Source organism: Agriterribacter humi (assembly GCF_009192765.1).
Lineage (GTDB): Bacteria > Bacteroidota > Bacteroidia > Chitinophagales > Chitinophagaceae > Agriterribacter > Agriterribacter humi.
The window spans coordinates 15,624-32,670 of record NZ_VOHQ01000023.1 but is presented as its reverse complement, the minus strand read 5'-3'; the positions used below and the strand labels follow the sequence as shown (position 1 = coordinate 32,670).

Sequence of the window (17,047 nt, the reverse complement as noted above, 5' to 3'; positions counted from 1 at the left end):
TCTACTGCTCGTCAGCCTACCCGCCGTGGGAACGAAACATCCGAATCGTGAATGATAGCTGTAGTAAAATGATCGGAGCGAAGGCAGATTCCTCCTGCGTCGGAATGACAGGCCGTGGTAGGTGGTTGAACTGTAGTATAAAAGCTGAATCCTTGTTCTACTGCTCGTCAGCCTACCCGCCGTGGGAACGAAACATCCGAATCGTGAATGATAGCTGTAGTAAAATGATCGGAGCGAAGGCAGATTCCTGCTTCGTCGGAATGATAGGTAGTGGCAATGTGGCTGAGCTTTGGTAGTGGAACTAAACCGAGCACCGCTGCTTGTCATGCTGAGTTAGCCGCCGCGGCGGGAACGAAGCATCTGAGTTGTTAATGATAAGCGTAGCGAAATGATCGGAGCGAAGATGGATTCCTCCCTGCCTGCGCCAGTAGCCAGGCTTCATCGGAATGATAGGTAGTGGCAATGTGGCTGAGCTTTGGTAGTGGAACTAAACCGAGCACCGCTGCTTGTCATGCTGAGTAAGCCGCCGCCGCGGGAACGAGACATCTTTAGCTTCGAATTTAATATCCGCCCCGGCGGACAGATTTGGTTCTTGCTTTTTGTTTTTGATGCTTTGTATACTGTTCGGATTTCGAAATTTTTACTTCGGATTTGCTATTTGATCCTTTGTATTTTCTTTATGCTTATTTCCCAAATTTTTTCTTCAGTGCGCTCAATGCATCCGTGAGTGAAGCGCCGGATAAATCAGGCACTTTTTCTTTTTGTTCAAACGACCTGTTATTGCTTTTCCGGAACTCCTGCCGCTGGGGCGCTTCCTGTGTTTGTTTAATGGAAAGAGCTATTCGTTTGCGCACCTGGTCAACCTCCAGCACTTTTACCTGGACATGCTCGTTGAGCTTTAATACTTCATTGGGGTCCTGTATATATTTATGCGCTATTTCCGACACATGCACCAGCCCGTCCTGTTTTACGCCAATGTCAATAAAGGCGCCAAAGCGGGTAAGGTTGGTAACAATGCCCGGCAATACCATGCCCACCTGCACTTCTTCAATGCTGTAGATGGCCGCAAATTCAAACTGCTGCACTTCGCTGCGGGGATCCAGTCCGGGTTTCTGTAATTCCTTTAAAATATCCTGTATGGTATGTTCCCCAAATTGTTCGCTGATGTATTGTTTGGGATTGATGTCTTTAACCAGGCTTTCATTTCCAATCAGGGATTTTACATCTACCTTATTATCGGCGGCCATTTGTTTTACCAATGTATAGGCCTCAGGGTGCACGGCGCTGCCGTCTAAAGGATTATCGCCTTCCTTGATGCGCAAAAAGCCTGCGCATTGTTCGTATGCTTTTCCGCCCAGGCGCGGCACTTTGAGCAACTGGTTGCGATTGGTGAAGCCTCCTGTTTCATTCCTGTATTTAATGATATTATCAGCCAGGGTGCTGCCAATGCCGCTTACATAGGCCAGCAAATGCTTGCTTGCGGTGTTGAGGTTTACACCCACCTGGTTTACACAACTCACAACGGTCTGATCCAATCTTTCCTTTAGTCTGAATTGGTTCACATCGTGCTGGTATTGCCCCACGCCAATACTCTTGGGGTCAATTTTTACCAGTTCCGCCAGCGGGTCCATCAAGCGGCGGCCTATACTAACGGCGCCGCGTACCGTAATATCCTGGTCGGGAAATTCTTCCCTTGCAATTTCAGAAGCGGAATAGATGGAAGCGCCGTCTTCATTCACTAAAAAAACAGGTAAGCCAAGTCCGAGCTTTTTAATGAACTGTTCCGTTTCCCTGCCTGCCGTTCCATCGCCAATGGCGATAGCTTCAATATGAAAACTCTCCACCAGGTGCCTGATGGTATGTTCCGAACTGCTGAGTTTACCGGGTTCGTGTATATATATCAGGTCATTTTTTTTGAACGCTCCTTTTTCATCTAAACATACCACTTTGCATCCCGTACGGTAACCGGGGTCAATCGCCAATACTTTTTTTCCACCCAGCGGGGAGCTTAGCAGCAATTGTTTCAGATTTTCCGAAAATACATTGATGGCTTCCTCATCGGCCCGTTGTTTCAGCATGGTTCTGAATTCCGTTTCCAGTGCGGGTTGCAACAGCCTCCGGTAAGCGTCCTTCACGGCTTTTCTTACCTGGGCGCTGCTGTCGCTTATACCTTTGGCGTATAATGCCTCCATTTGTTCAACAGCCTGTTCCTCTGCGGGGGCAATGGCAATACGCAATATGCCTTCCACAAAACCCCGCAGCACGGCCAGTGCACGGTGGGAGGGTACCTTCATTACCGGTTCACTGTAGTCAAAGTAATCCTTAAATTTTATGCCTTCCGCTTCCTTATCACTCACTACCTTACTCTGCAGGGTAGCGCTGTCTTCAAAAAGTTTGCGCATTTTGGCACGGAGTTGCGCGTCTTCGTTCACCTGTTCTGCAATAATATCCCTCGCGCCCTGTAAGGCCTCGTCAACCGTTTTTATTTTTTCATTGAAATATTTTTCCGCTTCGGCGGGGAGATCGGTATCTTTTTGCTCAAGGATCAGCAAAGCCAGCGGTTCCAGCCCGTTTTCTTTTGCTGTCTGTGCTTTCGTTCGGCGTTTGGGTTTATAAGGAAGATAAATATCTTCCAGTTCTGCCAGGGTTACCGCATTGTTTAATTTTTGCTGCAGTTCCTCCGTCATCTTTTCCTGCTCCGTTATGGATTTCTCTATGGCCGTTTTGCGTTCCGTAAAAGCCTTGAGCGCTTTTGATTCATCATCGATCTGCTGTATCACCACTTCATCCAAAGCGCCGGTTTTGTCTTTGCGGTAGCGTGCTATAAAAGGAATGGTGGCGCCTTCGGCAAGCAGTGCCAGCACGGTTTCCGCCTGCTGTGTGCGGATATTTAATTTTGTTGCTATCAGTGGTGCAAATGCTGTCATAAGAATGCGAAACTAATGGCTGAAACTGAAAACAAAAACTTGGAAAAATGGGTGGGTTTGATTAAGGGGGATATAAAGCTCCAATAGTAAATCACAAGAACCAAATAAATCTCAAATCCGAATACTCAAATTCGAAATCCGAAAAAAAACATTAAAAACCAAATCATTAGAATCAAAGAAAACCTGTCCGCCGTGGTGGATTCAAATCCGAATACAAATGCAATCTCAAATCTTTAGATCTCAAATCTTAAATCCAAATACTCACTACTCATTAAAATTCACCATTTGCTGCGGATTGGTTTCGGCGTAGCGGTATATCATATCGCGTATAAAATCATTATCGTGATATGGCGTTAAAACCTTTTTCAGTTTTCCAACATCCCTCATCTTCATTTCCTGCGGAACATAGCCCATACCATAAAATTTTCCTTTCTCAATCAATAAACAACTTTGCTGCCCGTCTTCAACGCCTTCACCCAAAACCGCAAAAGTGGGCAGTTCTTCATACAGTGTTTGCAATGCCTGTTCTACACGTTGATTGTATACAACCGGCTCATCATATTGTTCTGCAAGTTCACCCATCTCCCGGGTTTTATCTACAAAGCAAAGCCGCGGTGAAAGCCGGTGCCGTTCTATCATCTTCCACAGCAGTCGGTAGCCTTCCCACAACAATCCGAATGTATGTACAGGACGAAGATGCTTTCTTTTTCGCTCAATGGCCAGCCGGGCATATCCCCGCTGATCTTCAAATACATACAATCCGTACTGGAGGCTCACCTGTTTGCGGCTCGTGTTGTACAGGGGCCATAATCTTTTGATTTCGGTTTCTTCCAGTACAGCCGCCATCAGTTCGGTGCCGCAAAGCTGGTAACTGATATCATGCACATTGCGTATGAATTCCTGTTTTTGCCTGCTGGCGCCGTTGTGCGTAAAATGACTGCTCACCCGCTTTTTCAAACTCTTTGCTTTTCCCACATAGATTACTTTACCTTTTTGATTCCTGAAATAATATACGCCCGGCTTCCGTGGTAATTTTTCAATTTGTTCCTTGGGGAGGTGCAATGGAAGGTACTGTTCTTTGGATGATTTTTTGAGGAACTGCTCAATATGCGGTTGTGCATTATTGTGCAGCAGCATCTCAAACAAGCGAACAGTTGCCCATGCATCACCCCCGGCACGGTGCCTGTTTTCGATGGGGATTTGCAGGGAGCGGCAAATATTGCCCAAACTGTAGGAGGGAAGACCGGTAAACACTTTCCGGGTGAGCCTTACCGTACATAATTTTTTTGCATTCAGTTCATAGCCGCACTGCTGCAACTGGTGTTTCAAAAAAGAGTAGTCAAAATTTACATTGTGCGCAATAAATATCTTATCGTTGAGTATGGCAAACAATTGTGCCGCCACTTCTTCAAAAGAGGGTGCATTGGCTACCATTTCATTGGTAATGCCCGTCATGGTTTGAATAAAATAAGGGATGGTCTGCTGAGGGTTGATCAGCGTTTCAAAACGATCAATTATTTTCAAACCATCATGCACAAAAATGGCTACTTCTGTAATGCCATTGGAAGCTGCATACCCTCCCGTTGTTTCTATATCCACTATTGCATAAATCAAAATCCTCTTGTTTTATCGCTTATCTAAAGATAAAATCCTTTGACCATTTTTGCGTTAAGCATTTCAAAAATGCTGATTATCAATGATAAACAAAATATTAACCACATTATATGCACAATAAGGCCGGGAGAGAACAATAAATTGAGCGAAATACAATTGAAAATACTTAACTTCGGGGTATCTGTATTCTGGTTAGTAATGGAATAATAATATACGGTATAATTTTACTGTATTTCGGCCTCGAAACAACACCAATTGAACATTATCCATCCCCTCCTTTGAAAGCTTTGTATGATCCGGTCCTGATTTTTTCATCTTAAAATCATCAATTATGAAGCTTTTTAACTCATTACATGTAGGTGAGGGTGCAAAAATCGCTATGATTGTTATCCTGGTATATGCAACGATTGCGGTTATCACTTACCTCTCCTGGTAAAATTATTTGCCCTGGTAAAAGCACTTTTCCGTTTGTTTGGGAAAGTGTTTTTTTATGCACATCTCACCCCGGCCCTCTCCCCGCAGTGGCGGGGGCGCTGGGAGGTCTTAGCGGATCGGCGCAACGCCTGAAGCCAAACATTTGATTTTGATACATCTCTCACCACTCACCTTTCACTTTTCACTCTTCACTTTCGCCCTCAAATATGCTTACCTTTGCCGACTTTATGGAAGAATTCAGCAAAAATTATGAGCCTGCATCTGTTGAAGAAAAATGGAACAGGCACTGGAAAGAAAAGAAATATTTTAAGAGTGTGCCCGATAGCCGCAGGCCTTTTACTGTGGTTATTCCCCCGCCCAATGTTACGGGTGTATTGCACATGGGGCATACGCTCAATGAAACGGTTCAGGATATCCTCGTTCGCAGAGCGCGTATGAAAGGTTTTAACGCCTGCTGGGTACCCGGCAGCGACCATGCCTCTATTGCCACCGAAGCTAAGGTGGTAGGCATGCTTAAGGAAAGAGGAATTGACAAGAACAGTTTAAGCAGGCCCGAATTTTTAAAATATGCTTATGAATGGAAAGAAAAATATGGCGGCATTATTTATAGCCAGGTAGAAAAATTAGGCTGTAGTGTAGACTGGGACCGGGTAACTTTTACCATGGATGATGATTATTACAAAGCCGTGATGAAGGTATTTGTGGATCTGCACGGCAAAGGACTGATTTACCGCGGCGCAAGAATGATCAACTGGGATCCCTCGGCGCAAACGGCTTTGAGTGATGAAGAGGTGGAATATAAGGACCTGCAGGGAAAATTGTATTATATCCGGTACAGCATTACGGATGAAGCGGGAAAAGAAATACTCAACCCGCTGACCGGCGAAAAAGGAATTGTTATTGCCACCCAGCGCCCCGAAACCATTATGGGCGATACCGCTGTTTGTGTTAATCCTAACGATGAACGCTATTCGCATTTAAAAAATGCTAAGGCCATTGTTCCGCTTATTAACCGCAGCATACCCATTATTTTTGATGAATATGTTGACCCGGCATTTGGTACAGGGGCTTTAAAAGTTACACCCGCTCATGATATCAATGACTATAATCTCGGTTTAAAGCACAACTTAGAAGTGGTAGATACGCTGAATGCCGATGGTACATTAAGCGAAGCGGCGCAAATATATGTGGGAGAAGACCGGTTCGCCGCCCGCAAAAAGATCATTGCCGGATTAACAGAGAAAGGGTTCATTGTTAAAGAAGAAGAATATGCTACCCGCCTCGGCTATAGCCAACGCACAGGGGTTGTGGTAGAACCACGTATTTCAACCCAATGGTTTCTAAAAATGAAACCTCTTGCCGAACCTGCTTTAAAAGCAGTGCTTGATGGTGAGATCACTATTCATCCCGGCGATAAATTTCTGGCTACTTATAAGTATTGGTTAGAAAATGTAAAGGACTGGTGCATAAGCCGCCAGTTGTGGTGGGGGCAGCAGATACCGGCATGGTACGATGATAAAGGCAACGTGGTAGTAGCCGAAAATGAGGAAGCCGCTAAAAAATTGTATGCCGCTCAGTATGGCGAAAACAATAGTAACGCTGTATTAACGCAGGATGAAGATGTGCTCGACACCTGGTTCTCTTCCTGGCTTTGGCCCATGGAAGTGTTTAAAGGCATTTCCAGCCCTGGTAATAGCGACATCGCATATTACTATCCCACATCGGTACTGGTAACCGGGCAGGACATTATATTTTTCTGGGTGGCCAGGATGATCATGGCGGGACTGGAATACAATAAAGAAAAGCCAATTGAAAAAGCAATTCCTTTTAAGGATGTATATTTTACCGGCATGGTGCGGGATAAGCAGGGCAGGAAGATGAGCAAGCAATTGGGTAATTCGCCCGACCTGCTGAAACTTATTGACGCGTATGGTGCAGATGCCGTTCGTTTTGGTATTATGATATCCTCTCCTGCAGGCAATGACCTGTTGTTTGATAATGCTTCCTTAGATCAGGGAAAATTCTTCAACAATAAATTGTGGAACGCGCTGAAGCTGGTAAAGATGTGGGAGAAAAAAATTGACGCATCGCTGCCTGTTGGGGACCAGTTTGCAACACAATGGTTTGAAAGCAGGCTCAATGAAGTAAAAGCTGAAGTGGAAAAGCTATTTTCAGAATTTCGCCTGAGCGAAGCGCTTAAAACCATTTACTCTTTAATATGGGATGATTTCTGCAGTTGGTATCTTGAATGGGTGAAGCCTGGTTTTGATCAGCCCATTTCAGCGGATGTATATAACAAAACGGTAGCTTATTTTACTGAGTTGCTGCAATTGTTGCATCCTTATATGCCTTTTATTACAGAAGAGATATACCATTCGCTGGAAGAAAGAAAAGAGGATATGTGTGTAAAACAACTTACTCCTGTTGCTGATTCCAATAGTGTATACCTTGGTGAAGGTGAATTGCTTAAGCAGGCCATTACTGCATTGCGCGATGCGAGGGTGAAGAACAGGATCAAACCTAAGGATGAAATAAGTTTGCACATAGAAACCGGCAACCCGGATAAATACAATAATATCCGTTCCATACTGGGCAAACAGGTAAATGCTCCGGTTATGCATATTGCTGATACAGCGGAAAAAGGCAATATCAGTTTGGTGATCGGTAAAGATAAATTCTATGTTCATTCAGCGCTTCCCGCCGATCATGCAGCTCAGAAAGAGCAATTGGAAAAAGACCTTGCTTATCAAAAAGGCTTCTTTACATCTATAGCAAAAAAACTAAGCAACGAACGCTTTGTACAAAATGCAAAATCAGAAGTAGTGGAGCTGGAAAGGAAAAAACTGGCCGATGCAGAAGCCAAAATTAAAGCGATAGAAGAAAGTCTGGCGCGGTTGGATTGATGCATTTTCATCTTTACCACTCAATAGTGCCGCACCCACGTCAATCGTTGTCTGTCAGTGGTTGTATCTATGAGCGTTTGGCCATAACCATCCGCCAATTGCAGGTTCATTTCAAAATTACCCGCTACCGCAAAAGTCCAGTCGAATTGTATGCGTCCCTGCAATGGTACAGTTCCGGCTACGGGAAAGGGGATGTACCTCCATCTTTGCGGTTTTTTTTAAAAGATGTTTTAATTTTTTTGCAACGGCTTTCTTATATTGATGATTGTAAGTGCGATTCAAATGATTTACAGGTTTACACTTAATGCAAGACATGGGCATAAAAAACTTTTGGAAAACCTTCAGATATAATAACAAGTATTTTACTACCTTATGGAGCGTTAGGGATGAGTTGCAAATTTATTAAGGATTGTTGCATACTTAGCTGTTACCTGGCCAATACAAGCGCCAAGGCCAACACCCATTCCCCGCAAATCAGGAGAATGAAGCAAAGCAGACATTATTCAAAGTTGGGCCTGCCTCAAAAGCGGAAGACGGCTCCATTATAAAATTAAAATACAAATGAGAAAATTAAGATTACTGGTAGTTATTGGTACGGCTGCAATGATGGCAGCATGTAACAATGAACCAAAGCAATCCACCGAAATAGCCACAACGGTGGATACACCAAAAACGGTAGAAAACAAAATAATGATACCGGCATCATCCTGCTATACCGCTGTAAGCGGGAAGGATACTTTTAAATTAAAAGTGGAAGTATTTCCCAATGTGGTTACGGGAAAGTTATTGTATGATTTTTATGAAAAAGACAGCAACAATGGAGAATTTAATGGGCTGATTCATGGCGATACACTGCTGGCAGATTATAAATTTATGTCGGAAGGGAAATTATCAACAAGGCAGGTTATTTTTTTATTAAAGGATAGCGTTGCCATTGAAGGTTATGGAGATATGGAAGAGAAAGAAGGGAAGATGGTATTTAAGAATACCAGCGATTTAACTTTTGGAAAAGGGCTGCTGCTCAATAAAGCTGACTGTGGCGGGTATTGAAAAATGCAACCCTGGGTTTACAAGTTTTCATTTTCATCAGGTATCGCTCTTTTTAAGAAAGATGATGGTGATAAGCCGGTTTGTTTTTTGATGGCTTTAAATAGTGTAATCCGGGAATTGAAGCCAGCCGCCCAGCCAATGCCTTCGATCGTCATTTTCTCCCATTCCGGGTTATCCTTGTTATCGCCGATATAATTCACTCTGCGCTGGCGCAGGTTTGGTACTATTGCTTCGTGTTTAGCCAGACCTGTGCCTTGATGTTACTAATTTCTTCATCAATATACGCTCACTGTTTCCACTTGTATTTGGTGTTCATGGTTAGCGGTTTGCTTATAAAGTTATTGCTTTAGCTTTAATGAGTAATGAACTGGCACAGGTCAGCTTCGCACACCACCACCGCTACAGACCTTCGCAAGGTAGGGCATCAAGCTTTGGATTTACTCGTATTTCGCTTCCGATGTTGGGTTTTAAATTTGAAGTTTATCCGCACCGGCGGACAGGCCTGCCTGCCCTTTAGGCAAGTTTGTTTCTTGTAATTTGCTATTTGGTGCTTTGTATTGCTTCGAATTTCGGGTTCAAGGCTTCGGATTTAAATCCGCCACGGCGAAGAGGTTTTATTTTGTTTCTTGTAATTTGGTTCTTGGTGCTTTTATAAGTCTCCCTATACATCTTGTTAAAATGCACTGGTGCGCAATATGCCGCTAAACCCGCCCCCGCCTTAGCCGTCCATATACAAACTCACCTAAAATTTACCATTATGAAAGCCATGTACAAAGCACTCGTGCCAGCCGTTTTAATAGGTTTTTTATTCAGTTCCTGCGCGGCACAATCGCGTGTAATCGTTGCCGAAAGACCGGCTGTTGTAATGATCCCTCCGCCTCCATTCCCCGGTGCGGTATGGATACCCGGGCATCACGTAACGCATGGTGGAAGATATGTTTATGTGTCGCCCCGCTACGTGCACCCCCGCCAGGCGAAGCACTGGAAAAAAGCAGTTAAGCATTCCCGTTATGATGCGTATGCACGCGAAAAGAAGCATCACCACAAAAACAGGAAAAACAGGCACTAAGGGCCCCACCTTTTAGTTTTTCATCCTTACTCTCAGTACATACATGTCTGCAGTAATGTACAGCGTTTTGTCGTCATCGGCCAGCGCCACATTGCTGCAGGCTTCCGGAACCGATATCTTTCCAACAGGTTTCCCCTCATTATTAAATATCCATACACCGCCCGGCCCGGTTGCAAAGACATTACCCTGCTTGTCAACCTTTAAACCATCCGGTGAACCTTTTTCTTTTTTGGACGCTTCCGTTACATCATACATTAATCTTTCATTGTAGAGGCTGTCATGTTCGTCTATATCAAACATATACCACACCGGCTTTTGCGGATCGGAATTGGCTACAATGAGGGTTTTTTCATTGTTGGTAAATGCAATTCCATTGGGGCGGGTAATGTTGGCCGTTAGCAGGGTTACTTCTCCCTTTTCATTTGCTTTATATACACCCTGGAAAGGAATTTCTTTTGCCGGGTCATCCATTGTTTTTTCCAGTCCGTAAGCCGGGTCGGTAAAAAACAGATCGCCGTTGCTTCTGAATACAGCGTCATTGGGACTGTTGAATTTCTTTCCCTTGTAATTGTCGGCCAATGGCACAAATGCAGCTTTAGGTGCATTCAATGGCGCATCCATCATTGCCATGCGCCTGTCGCCATGCTGGCACATCACCAGTTTACCTTCCTTATTCAGTAATAGGCCGTTGGAGCCCGGCTCGCCGGCTCGTGGTGTGGCGCCGGTATAACCCGAAGGCGTAAGGTACAATTCAGTGCCTTTGCCTTCTGTCCATTTAAAAATTTTGTTGGGAGGGATATCGGAGAACAACAGCATTTTTTCACTTTCCACCCACAGCGGACCTTCTGTCCAGTCGAATCCTTCCGCAATTATTTCAACAGGTGCAGTTGTGTCTATGATTTTTTCCAGTGAAGGATCCAATTGTTGTATAGAACCGATGGTTTTGAAAGATGATTCATTGCAGCCAAAGGCAAGCGCTGCTGTTAATACAGAAAAAATGACTTTGTGCATAAGCAATCGTTTTAACGTAGTGAAGATATTATTAATTCCGCTGTCATATACCAATAAACAAAAAACAGCAAAGCTTGTGTAAAGGCTTTGCTGTTACAGGAATGCTGCTAATACTATTGTTAGAATGCAGGTTCGGCAGGCGTATTGAAAAGGTACCCGTTCTGTTGCAGCAAATGCGGATATGCATTACATGATGCCTGTGATATTGGTAATGCCTCTCATCTTTCGTTTAACATATCAACGGCGTTAATGATAACAATTTATATCTTTTCTCGATTAAAACCGAAAAAAATGCTTTTTTATGCTAATTTTTGCATGTTAATGCATATTCCGGGAATTAAAATTGATCCATTCCGGATCTTCATCGCCTGCAATCCCTTTCCCGGGATTGCATGAAACTGTCATATTAATTAATTGTTGTAAAATGATTTTTGCATGGGATATGAGTATACATTTCTATTTTTAGCCTCCCTTGAACAATACATAATGAGGAATAAGATCATATCCTGTTTGGCCTTAAGCCTGCAGTTGCAGCTTTCCGGTTTCGCTCAAAATAAAAAAGATCATCTCTATCAACACCCTTTATGAGAAATTGCTTCTTAACCCTGTTCTTACTTTTTTCCGCTGCAATTGTTTTTTCGCAGCCGGCGCCTGCACCGCTCCCTGAAACAAAATATAAGCTGGTTGTAATTGCCCACAGGGGTAACCATATTAAAGTACCGGAAAACACGCTTGAATCTGTAAAAGAAGCGATAAAAAGCGGCGCCGATTATGTAGAAATTGACCTGCGTACTACCAAAGACGGCCAGCTTGTTATTCACCACGATGCCACTGTTGACCGGATGACCAACGGCAGGGGCAATGTAAAAGACCTTACACTGGATGAAATACAGCAACTGAAAGTGGCCGATAAAAACAAACCCACAAAAAAAACATACCGCATTCCAACTTTGAGCAATGTATTGAAAGCATGTAAAGGCAAAATCAATATTTATCTCGATTTTAAAGATGCCGGTGTAACCGAAACCTACAGGCAGATACAGGAAGCCGGTATGGAAAAACAGGTGGCGGTATACATCAATGCAATACCCCAATATAAAGAATGGAGAAAAACAGCCCCGGGCATCCCCTTAATTACCAGCGCCATTGAAGAAGTAAAAAATAAGGAACAATTGGCATTTTTCCTGGAACAGGGAACCATTGAAGTGCTGGATAATATTAATGATAAGGAAATGGTAGCAACAGCCAATGATAAAGGGGTAGCGGTATGGCTGGATGCACAAAGCGATCATGAAGGGGCAGATGAATGGAACCAGGTATTGCAAAAAGAAATACAGGGAATACAGACCAACAACCCGGAAGCCCTGATCGCTTATTTGAACAAAAGCGGTTTACGAAACGGGTTGGGGAAGGATATGACCAAAGAAGACCCTTATGCGAAATATAAAAAGAAAACGTACAGGGAATTAAAGAATATAAAATATGGCAAGGCTCCGGGCGATGAAAACATGTTCGATGCCTACTTCCCAAAAGAGATGCAGCCCAATGCCAGGGTAATTGTGTATATACATGGCGGCGGATGGACCGGAGGCGATAAAGAAGAATTTCCCAAACAGTTGATTGAAGAACTGGTAGGCAAACGCGGTTACCTGGTGGTTTCTATGAATTACCGTTTGGTGAAAAACGGCAACAATCGTTTTCCCGCACAAATTGAAGATGTAAAAAAAGCGCTGGCGTTTATTTCAAAAAATGCAAAGAAGTATGAATATAACGGCAACGAATACGCGTTGATGGGTGGCAGTGCCGGTGGGCATTTGGCCATGCTGTACGCCTATGGATATGATGATGCGAAGCAGGTGAAAACGGTAATTGACCTGTGGGGACCAACAGACCTTACAGACAAGGCGGTAAGGTCCGATGGCAGCGATGCGGATAAAACGGTGATCAACTTTTTAGGCGAGAAGGATGTACATGCGCAGATCACAAAAGATGCAAGCCCCGCTTATCATCTTACAAAGGAAACCGCTGTACCTACCATTTTATTCCATGGCGGGGAAGATCCGCTGGTGAACGTAAGCCAGGCCGAAAACCTGTATAAAAAGCTACAGGAGCTGAATATACCTGCACAGCTCGAAATCTATCCCGGCGAAAAGCATGGTGTGGGCCCGGCAGCGGCAGTTGATGTATTTGCCAAAACTTTTTCATGGCTTGAAAAATATTATCCCGCAAAATAAAAACAACTGTTATGAATAAAATATTGCTGCTGGCCGGATGGGTTGTTCTTTATGGCTGTACCGGCAATACTACAGACAATACAGAAGGTAAAATCGAAAATGTAATCGTTATTACCACCGATGGTTTGCGCTGGCAGGAACTGTTTACAGGTATGGATAGTGCTATAGCAGCCGATAGCCGTTTTAACCAGGGCCGTTCCGACAGTGCCGCTATTTTTGAACATTACTGGGCTACGGACCCATCAGGAAGAAGAAAAAAATTATTTCCTTTTTTCTGGGACAGCATCGTACAAACGGGCCAGCTCTATGGCAACAGGCATTATAACAACAAAGTTGATGTTGCCAATCCTTACTGGTTCTCTTACCCCGGCTATAATGAAATATTTACCGGTTATCCGGATACGGCTATCAATTCCAATGAGTATATGGCAAACCCGCATACAACAGTACTCGAATACATCAACCAGCAGGAAGGGTTTAAAGGAAGAGTAGCGGCTTTCGGGGCATGGGGCGCTTTCGACCGCATACTCAATAAAGAACGGTGCGGGTTTCCGGTAGTAGCGGCATTCAGCGCTACCGGCGGCGAACATCCAACGCCAAAAGAAGAACTGATCAATGCCATGCTTAAAAATTCATATAAACCATACGGACAGGGCGAATGCTTAGATGTGTTTACCCATTACGCTGCTATGGAATATTTGAAGGAGAAAAAACCCCGTGTACTTTTTATTGGCTATGGTGAAACCGATGAATGGGCGCATGCCGGGCAATATAAGGATTACTTGGATGCAGCAAAGCAGGTGGATACATGGATAAAAGAAATATGGGAGTATGTGCAAAGCACGCCTGAATATAAAAACAAAACGGCTCTTTTTATTACAACCGATCATGGCCGGGGTGATGTTACTAAAGATCAGTGGACCGGGCACGGAAGCGGGGGCGTTGCCGATTCGCATGAAATGTGGATGGCCGTGATGGGACCAGGCATACCTGCCAAAGGAGAAGTAAAAACAGCCATGCAATTGTATCAAAAACAGTCCGCGCAAACCATTGCTTCATTGCTCGGATTGCATTACCAGTCCAACCACCCGATAGCGGAGGAAGTAAGGGAAATTAAGAACTGATTATAATATCTCATTCATGATTAAAGTTGATCAACGGAAAAAAAGATTATTCCTGCATGCCGGCTTTGTTGTATTATTAGCCTTTTTTTGCACCGGGATACAGGCTCAAACAGCAGCGGTTAATCCTTTTCCGCCAACGCCAAACCCCGACAGGATCGTATTGAATGTAACCGGGGATCCATCCACATCAATAGCCGTAAACTGGCGCACATGCGATACCGTTCGAGAAGGGTTCCTCGAAATCATGCCTGTTACGGCTGATCCCCGTGCTGTTGACAAGGCATCGCGGAAGCAGGCAAAAAGCGAAGCGTTTAAGTTTGAAGATATTGCTGCCAACTATCATTCTGTAACAGTGTCCGGTCTCAGGCCTAAAACCTTATACATGTACAGGGTGGGGCAGGGCGCTCACTGGAGTGAATGGTTTCATACCAGAACTGCTGGAAAATCCGGTGACAAACTTTCGTTTATTTATTTGGGTGATGTGCAGGCCGGTATAAAAACATTATGGCCAAGGGTAATAAGGGATGCTTATGCTAAAATGCCTGATGCCAATTTAATTTTGTATGCGGGTGATATTGTAAACCGTGGAAACAGCGATTTGGAATGGGGCGAATTATTTTACGGCGGTAGCTTTATACACAGCACCATACCGGGCATGCATTCGCCCGGAAATCATGAATATGCCCGTACAGGAGATACCTTATCGGCTTTCTGGCGTCCTCAATTTACGCTTCCCGAAAATGGGCCGGAAGGTTTAAAAGAAACATGCTACTTCACCGATGTGCAGGGCATGCGTTTTATTTCCATCAACTCTTACCGGGTAGAAGAATCGGATAAAGATCTGCAGAAACAGAAGGTATGGGTGGATTCGCTGCTGCGCAATAATCCCAACCCGTGGACAGCCGTTGTTTTTCATCATCCTTTTTATTCCATACGACCCACCCGCGATAATGTGCGCATGCGCAGTACCTTTAAGCCTTTATTCGACAAGTATAAAGTGGATATTGTACTACAGGGTCACGATCATGCCTATGCGAGGGGGATGCAAAAGATAGAGGGCGCCACCAAAGATGAAAAATCCGGTGCTGTATATATATTGTCTGTAAGTGGTCCTAAAATGTCTTCAAAATTTGAAGGCAACTGGATGGATGTATCGGCTTCGTATACACAATTATTCCAGTTGGTAACGGTTGAAGGCAATACGCTGCACTATAAATCATACACTGCTGCGGGAGAACTGTATGATGCGTTTGATCTTGTAAAACAAAAAGGGAAACCCAATAAACTGGTAGAACAAAAACCGAACAATAAATAATGCGGGTCATCCCGAATTTTATGCACTCTTAATCCTATATTGATGCGCACAAGAAACAATCGTGCTATTTTTCTGAACCTGATCGTATGTATGATGATGCTGATCGCTGCCCATGCACAATCGCAGCAGTTCAATCCGTATCCTACCGGTCCTTATCCCGACAGGATCGTGCTGAATGTAACGCAGGACCCGTCAACATCGTTGGCCGTTAACTGGCGTACGCACGACAGCATTACCGCCGGTACTGCTGAAATTATGGTTGCTGTTTCCAATCCAACTGATGTAACAAAAGCCACCGGTATAAAAGCGAAAACAGAAACCGTTACGCACGATGGGAAAGCGGCCAATTATCATTCGGTTGTGTTCACCGGTTTGCAACCCAATATGCTTTATATGTATCGTGTGGGTCAGGGCAATTACCGGAGTGAATGGTTTCATGTTAGAACGGCGGGTAAACCCGGCGATAAGCTTTCTTTTATTTACATGGGAGATGTACAGCAGGGAATGAGAACGGTTTGGCCAAGGGTGATCCGTGAAGCATATGTAAAGATGCCGGATGCCAAACTGATTATGTATGCAGGCGATATTGTAAACAGGGGCCGCAACGACCACGAATGGGGTGAGTTGTTTTACGGAGGTGGTTTTATTCATAGTACCATACCCGGGATGATGTCGCCCGGAAATCATGAACATGCTGATAACGCAGCGGGTGTAAACGAAATCACCGCTTTGTGGCGGGCGCAGTTTACACTACCCGAAAATGGTCCTGAAGGCCTGGAAGAAACCTGTTACTATTCCGATATACAGGGAGTTCGTTTTATATCCCTGAACTCACAGGCAATATGGTTCGGTGGCGATGGGATGCAAAAACAAATAGACTGGCTGGAAAATATTTTAGTCAATAATCCCAACCGCTGGACCTGCGTGGTATTTCATCACCCGGTATATTCGGTAAAGGCCAACCGCGATAATGAAAATCTCAGGGAAAAATTTCAGCCTATATTTAATAAATACAAAGTTGATCTGGTGCTGCAGGGGCATGATCATGCATATGGAAGGGGCATGCAGAAAATTCCTATGCCCGGAACAAAAAATACTTCTCCCACCATGTATGTGGTATCAATGAGCGGATCCAAAATGTATGAAAACGATAAGCCTGCGTGGGCCGATAAAAGCGGAGGCCACCTACAATTGTACCAGTTGATTACTGTAGATAGTGATATTCTTTCTTACCGTTCGTATACCGCAACAGGTGAGTTGTTTGATGCGTTTGAGCTTATGAAAAGAACGGGCAAAAACAATGCGGTAAAAAATCTGAAATAATTGTTTATGACTGGTTAACGGGAAATGGATTTGTTTAAAAAT

At 44.1% G+C, this 17,047-nt stretch carries 12 protein-coding genes; 7 read left to right on the top strand and 5 right to left on the bottom strand.

Annotation, left to right across the window (positions count from 1 at the left end; all coding sequences use genetic code 11):
• Nucleotides 1–683 precede the first annotated feature (683 nt).
• A complete protein-coding gene (locus FRX45_RS22845; protein ID WP_152270804.1) occupies nt 684–2,927 on the bottom strand; it encodes a Tex family protein in 2,244 nt (747 codons plus the stop codon).
• Between the two features lie 264 nt (nt 2,928–3,191).
• Nucleotides 3,192–4,541 carry an exonuclease domain-containing protein gene (locus FRX45_RS22840; protein ID WP_226805536.1) on the bottom strand — a complete coding sequence of 450 codons (1,350 nt, stop codon included), beginning with the start codon at nt 4,539–4,541 and terminating at the stop codon, nt 3,192–3,194.
• A 641-nt stretch (nt 4,542–5,182) separates the two neighbouring features.
• Here FRX45_RS22840 and FRX45_RS22835 point away from each other — a divergent pair.
• On the top strand, nt 5,183–7,879 hold the full coding sequence (locus tag FRX45_RS22835; protein ID WP_152270803.1) for a valine--tRNA ligase: 2,697 nt from the start codon (nt 5,183–5,185) through the stop codon (nt 7,877–7,879).
• Between the two features lie 20 nt (nt 7,880–7,899).
• Here the strand turns inward: FRX45_RS22835 and FRX45_RS23925 are convergent, their stop codons facing one another.
• Complete coding sequence (locus tag FRX45_RS23925; protein WP_193311823.1) at nt 7,900–8,043, bottom strand: phospholipase A; 144 nt, start codon at nt 8,041–8,043, stop codon at nt 7,900–7,902.
• Nucleotides 8,044–8,440: 397 nt separating this feature from the next.
• Here FRX45_RS23925 and FRX45_RS22825 point away from each other — a divergent pair, with 397 nt between their 5' ends.
• The gene (locus FRX45_RS22825) at nt 8,441–8,929 is read left to right on the top strand and encodes a hypothetical protein (RefSeq protein WP_152270802.1); all 489 of its coding nucleotides are present in this window, start codon (nt 8,441–8,443) and stop codon (nt 8,927–8,929) included.
• Between the two features lie 17 nt (nt 8,930–8,946).
• Here FRX45_RS22825 and FRX45_RS22820 read toward each other — a convergent pair whose 3' ends face one another.
• Entirely contained in the window at nt 8,947–9,129 is a 183-nt protein-coding gene (locus FRX45_RS22820) for a hypothetical protein (RefSeq protein WP_152270801.1), read from the bottom strand.
• Nucleotides 9,130–9,686: 557 nt separating this feature from the next.
• On the opposite strand from FRX45_RS22820, the gene FRX45_RS22815 reads away from it, so the two are divergent.
• Nucleotides 9,687–9,998 carry a hypothetical protein gene (locus tag FRX45_RS22815; RefSeq protein ID WP_152270800.1) on the top strand — a complete coding sequence of 104 codons (312 nt, stop codon included), beginning with the start codon at nt 9,687–9,689 and terminating at the stop codon, nt 9,996–9,998.
• Between the two features lie 12 nt (nt 9,999–10,010).
• On the opposite strand, the gene FRX45_RS22810 is transcribed toward FRX45_RS22815, so the two are convergent.
• Nucleotides 10,011–11,009 (bottom strand): SMP-30/gluconolactonase/LRE family protein, encoded by a 999-nt coding sequence (locus FRX45_RS22810; RefSeq protein ID WP_152270799.1) that lies wholly within the window; start codon nt 11,007–11,009, stop codon nt 10,011–10,013.
• 584 nt (nt 11,010–11,593) lie between these two features.
• On the opposite strand from FRX45_RS22810, the gene FRX45_RS22805 reads away from it, so the two are divergent.
• From FRX45_RS22805 to FRX45_RS22790, 4 genes are read left to right on the top strand one after another with little or no spacing between them, the layout of a single operon-like run.
• Nucleotides 11,594–13,243 (top strand): glycerophosphodiester phosphodiesterase family protein, encoded by a 1,650-nt coding sequence (locus tag FRX45_RS22805; protein WP_152270798.1) that lies wholly within the window; start codon nt 11,594–11,596, stop codon nt 13,241–13,243.
• Between the two features lie 11 nt (nt 13,244–13,254).
• Complete coding sequence (locus tag FRX45_RS22800) at nt 13,255–14,367, top strand: alkaline phosphatase family protein (protein ID WP_152270797.1); 1,113 nt, start codon at nt 13,255–13,257, stop codon at nt 14,365–14,367.
• 16 nt (nt 14,368–14,383) lie between these two features.
• Nucleotides 14,384–15,682: a purple acid phosphatase family protein gene (locus tag FRX45_RS22795; protein WP_152270796.1), complete on the top strand. Its 1,299-nt coding sequence runs from the start codon at nt 14,384–14,386 to the stop codon at nt 15,680–15,682.
• A gap of 42 nt (nt 15,683–15,724) precedes the next feature.
• The gene (locus FRX45_RS22790; RefSeq protein WP_152270795.1) at nt 15,725–17,005 is read left to right on the top strand and encodes a purple acid phosphatase family protein; all 1,281 of its coding nucleotides are present in this window, start codon (nt 15,725–15,727) and stop codon (nt 17,003–17,005) included.
• The last annotated feature ends 42 nt before the right edge of the window (nt 17,006–17,047 follow it).

Coding starts and splice junctions, on each gene's coding strand:
- FRX45_RS22790 (WP_152270795.1), top strand. CDS start 15,725: ATGCGCACAAGAAACAATCGTGCTATTTTTCTGAACCTGATCGTATGT.
- FRX45_RS22845 (WP_152270804.1), bottom strand. CDS start 2,927: ATGACAGCATTTGCACCACTGATAGCAACAAAATTAAATATCCGCACA.
- FRX45_RS22800 (WP_152270797.1), top strand. CDS start 13,255: ATGAATAAAATATTGCTGCTGGCCGGATGGGTTGTTCTTTATGGCTGT.
- FRX45_RS22805 (WP_152270798.1), top strand. CDS start 11,594: ATGAGAAATTGCTTCTTAACCCTGTTCTTACTTTTTTCCGCTGCAATT.
- FRX45_RS22835 (WP_152270803.1), top strand. CDS start 5,183: ATGCTTACCTTTGCCGACTTTATGGAAGAATTCAGCAAAAATTATGAG.
- FRX45_RS22810 (WP_152270799.1), bottom strand. CDS start 11,009: ATGCACAAAGTCATTTTTTCTGTATTAACAGCAGCGCTTGCCTTTGGC.
- FRX45_RS22825 (WP_152270802.1), top strand. CDS start 8,441: ATGAGAAAATTAAGATTACTGGTAGTTATTGGTACGGCTGCAATGATG.
- FRX45_RS22815 (WP_152270800.1), top strand. CDS start 9,687: ATGAAAGCCATGTACAAAGCACTCGTGCCAGCCGTTTTAATAGGTTTT.
- FRX45_RS22795 (WP_152270796.1), top strand. CDS start 14,384: ATGATTAAAGTTGATCAACGGAAAAAAAGATTATTCCTGCATGCCGGC.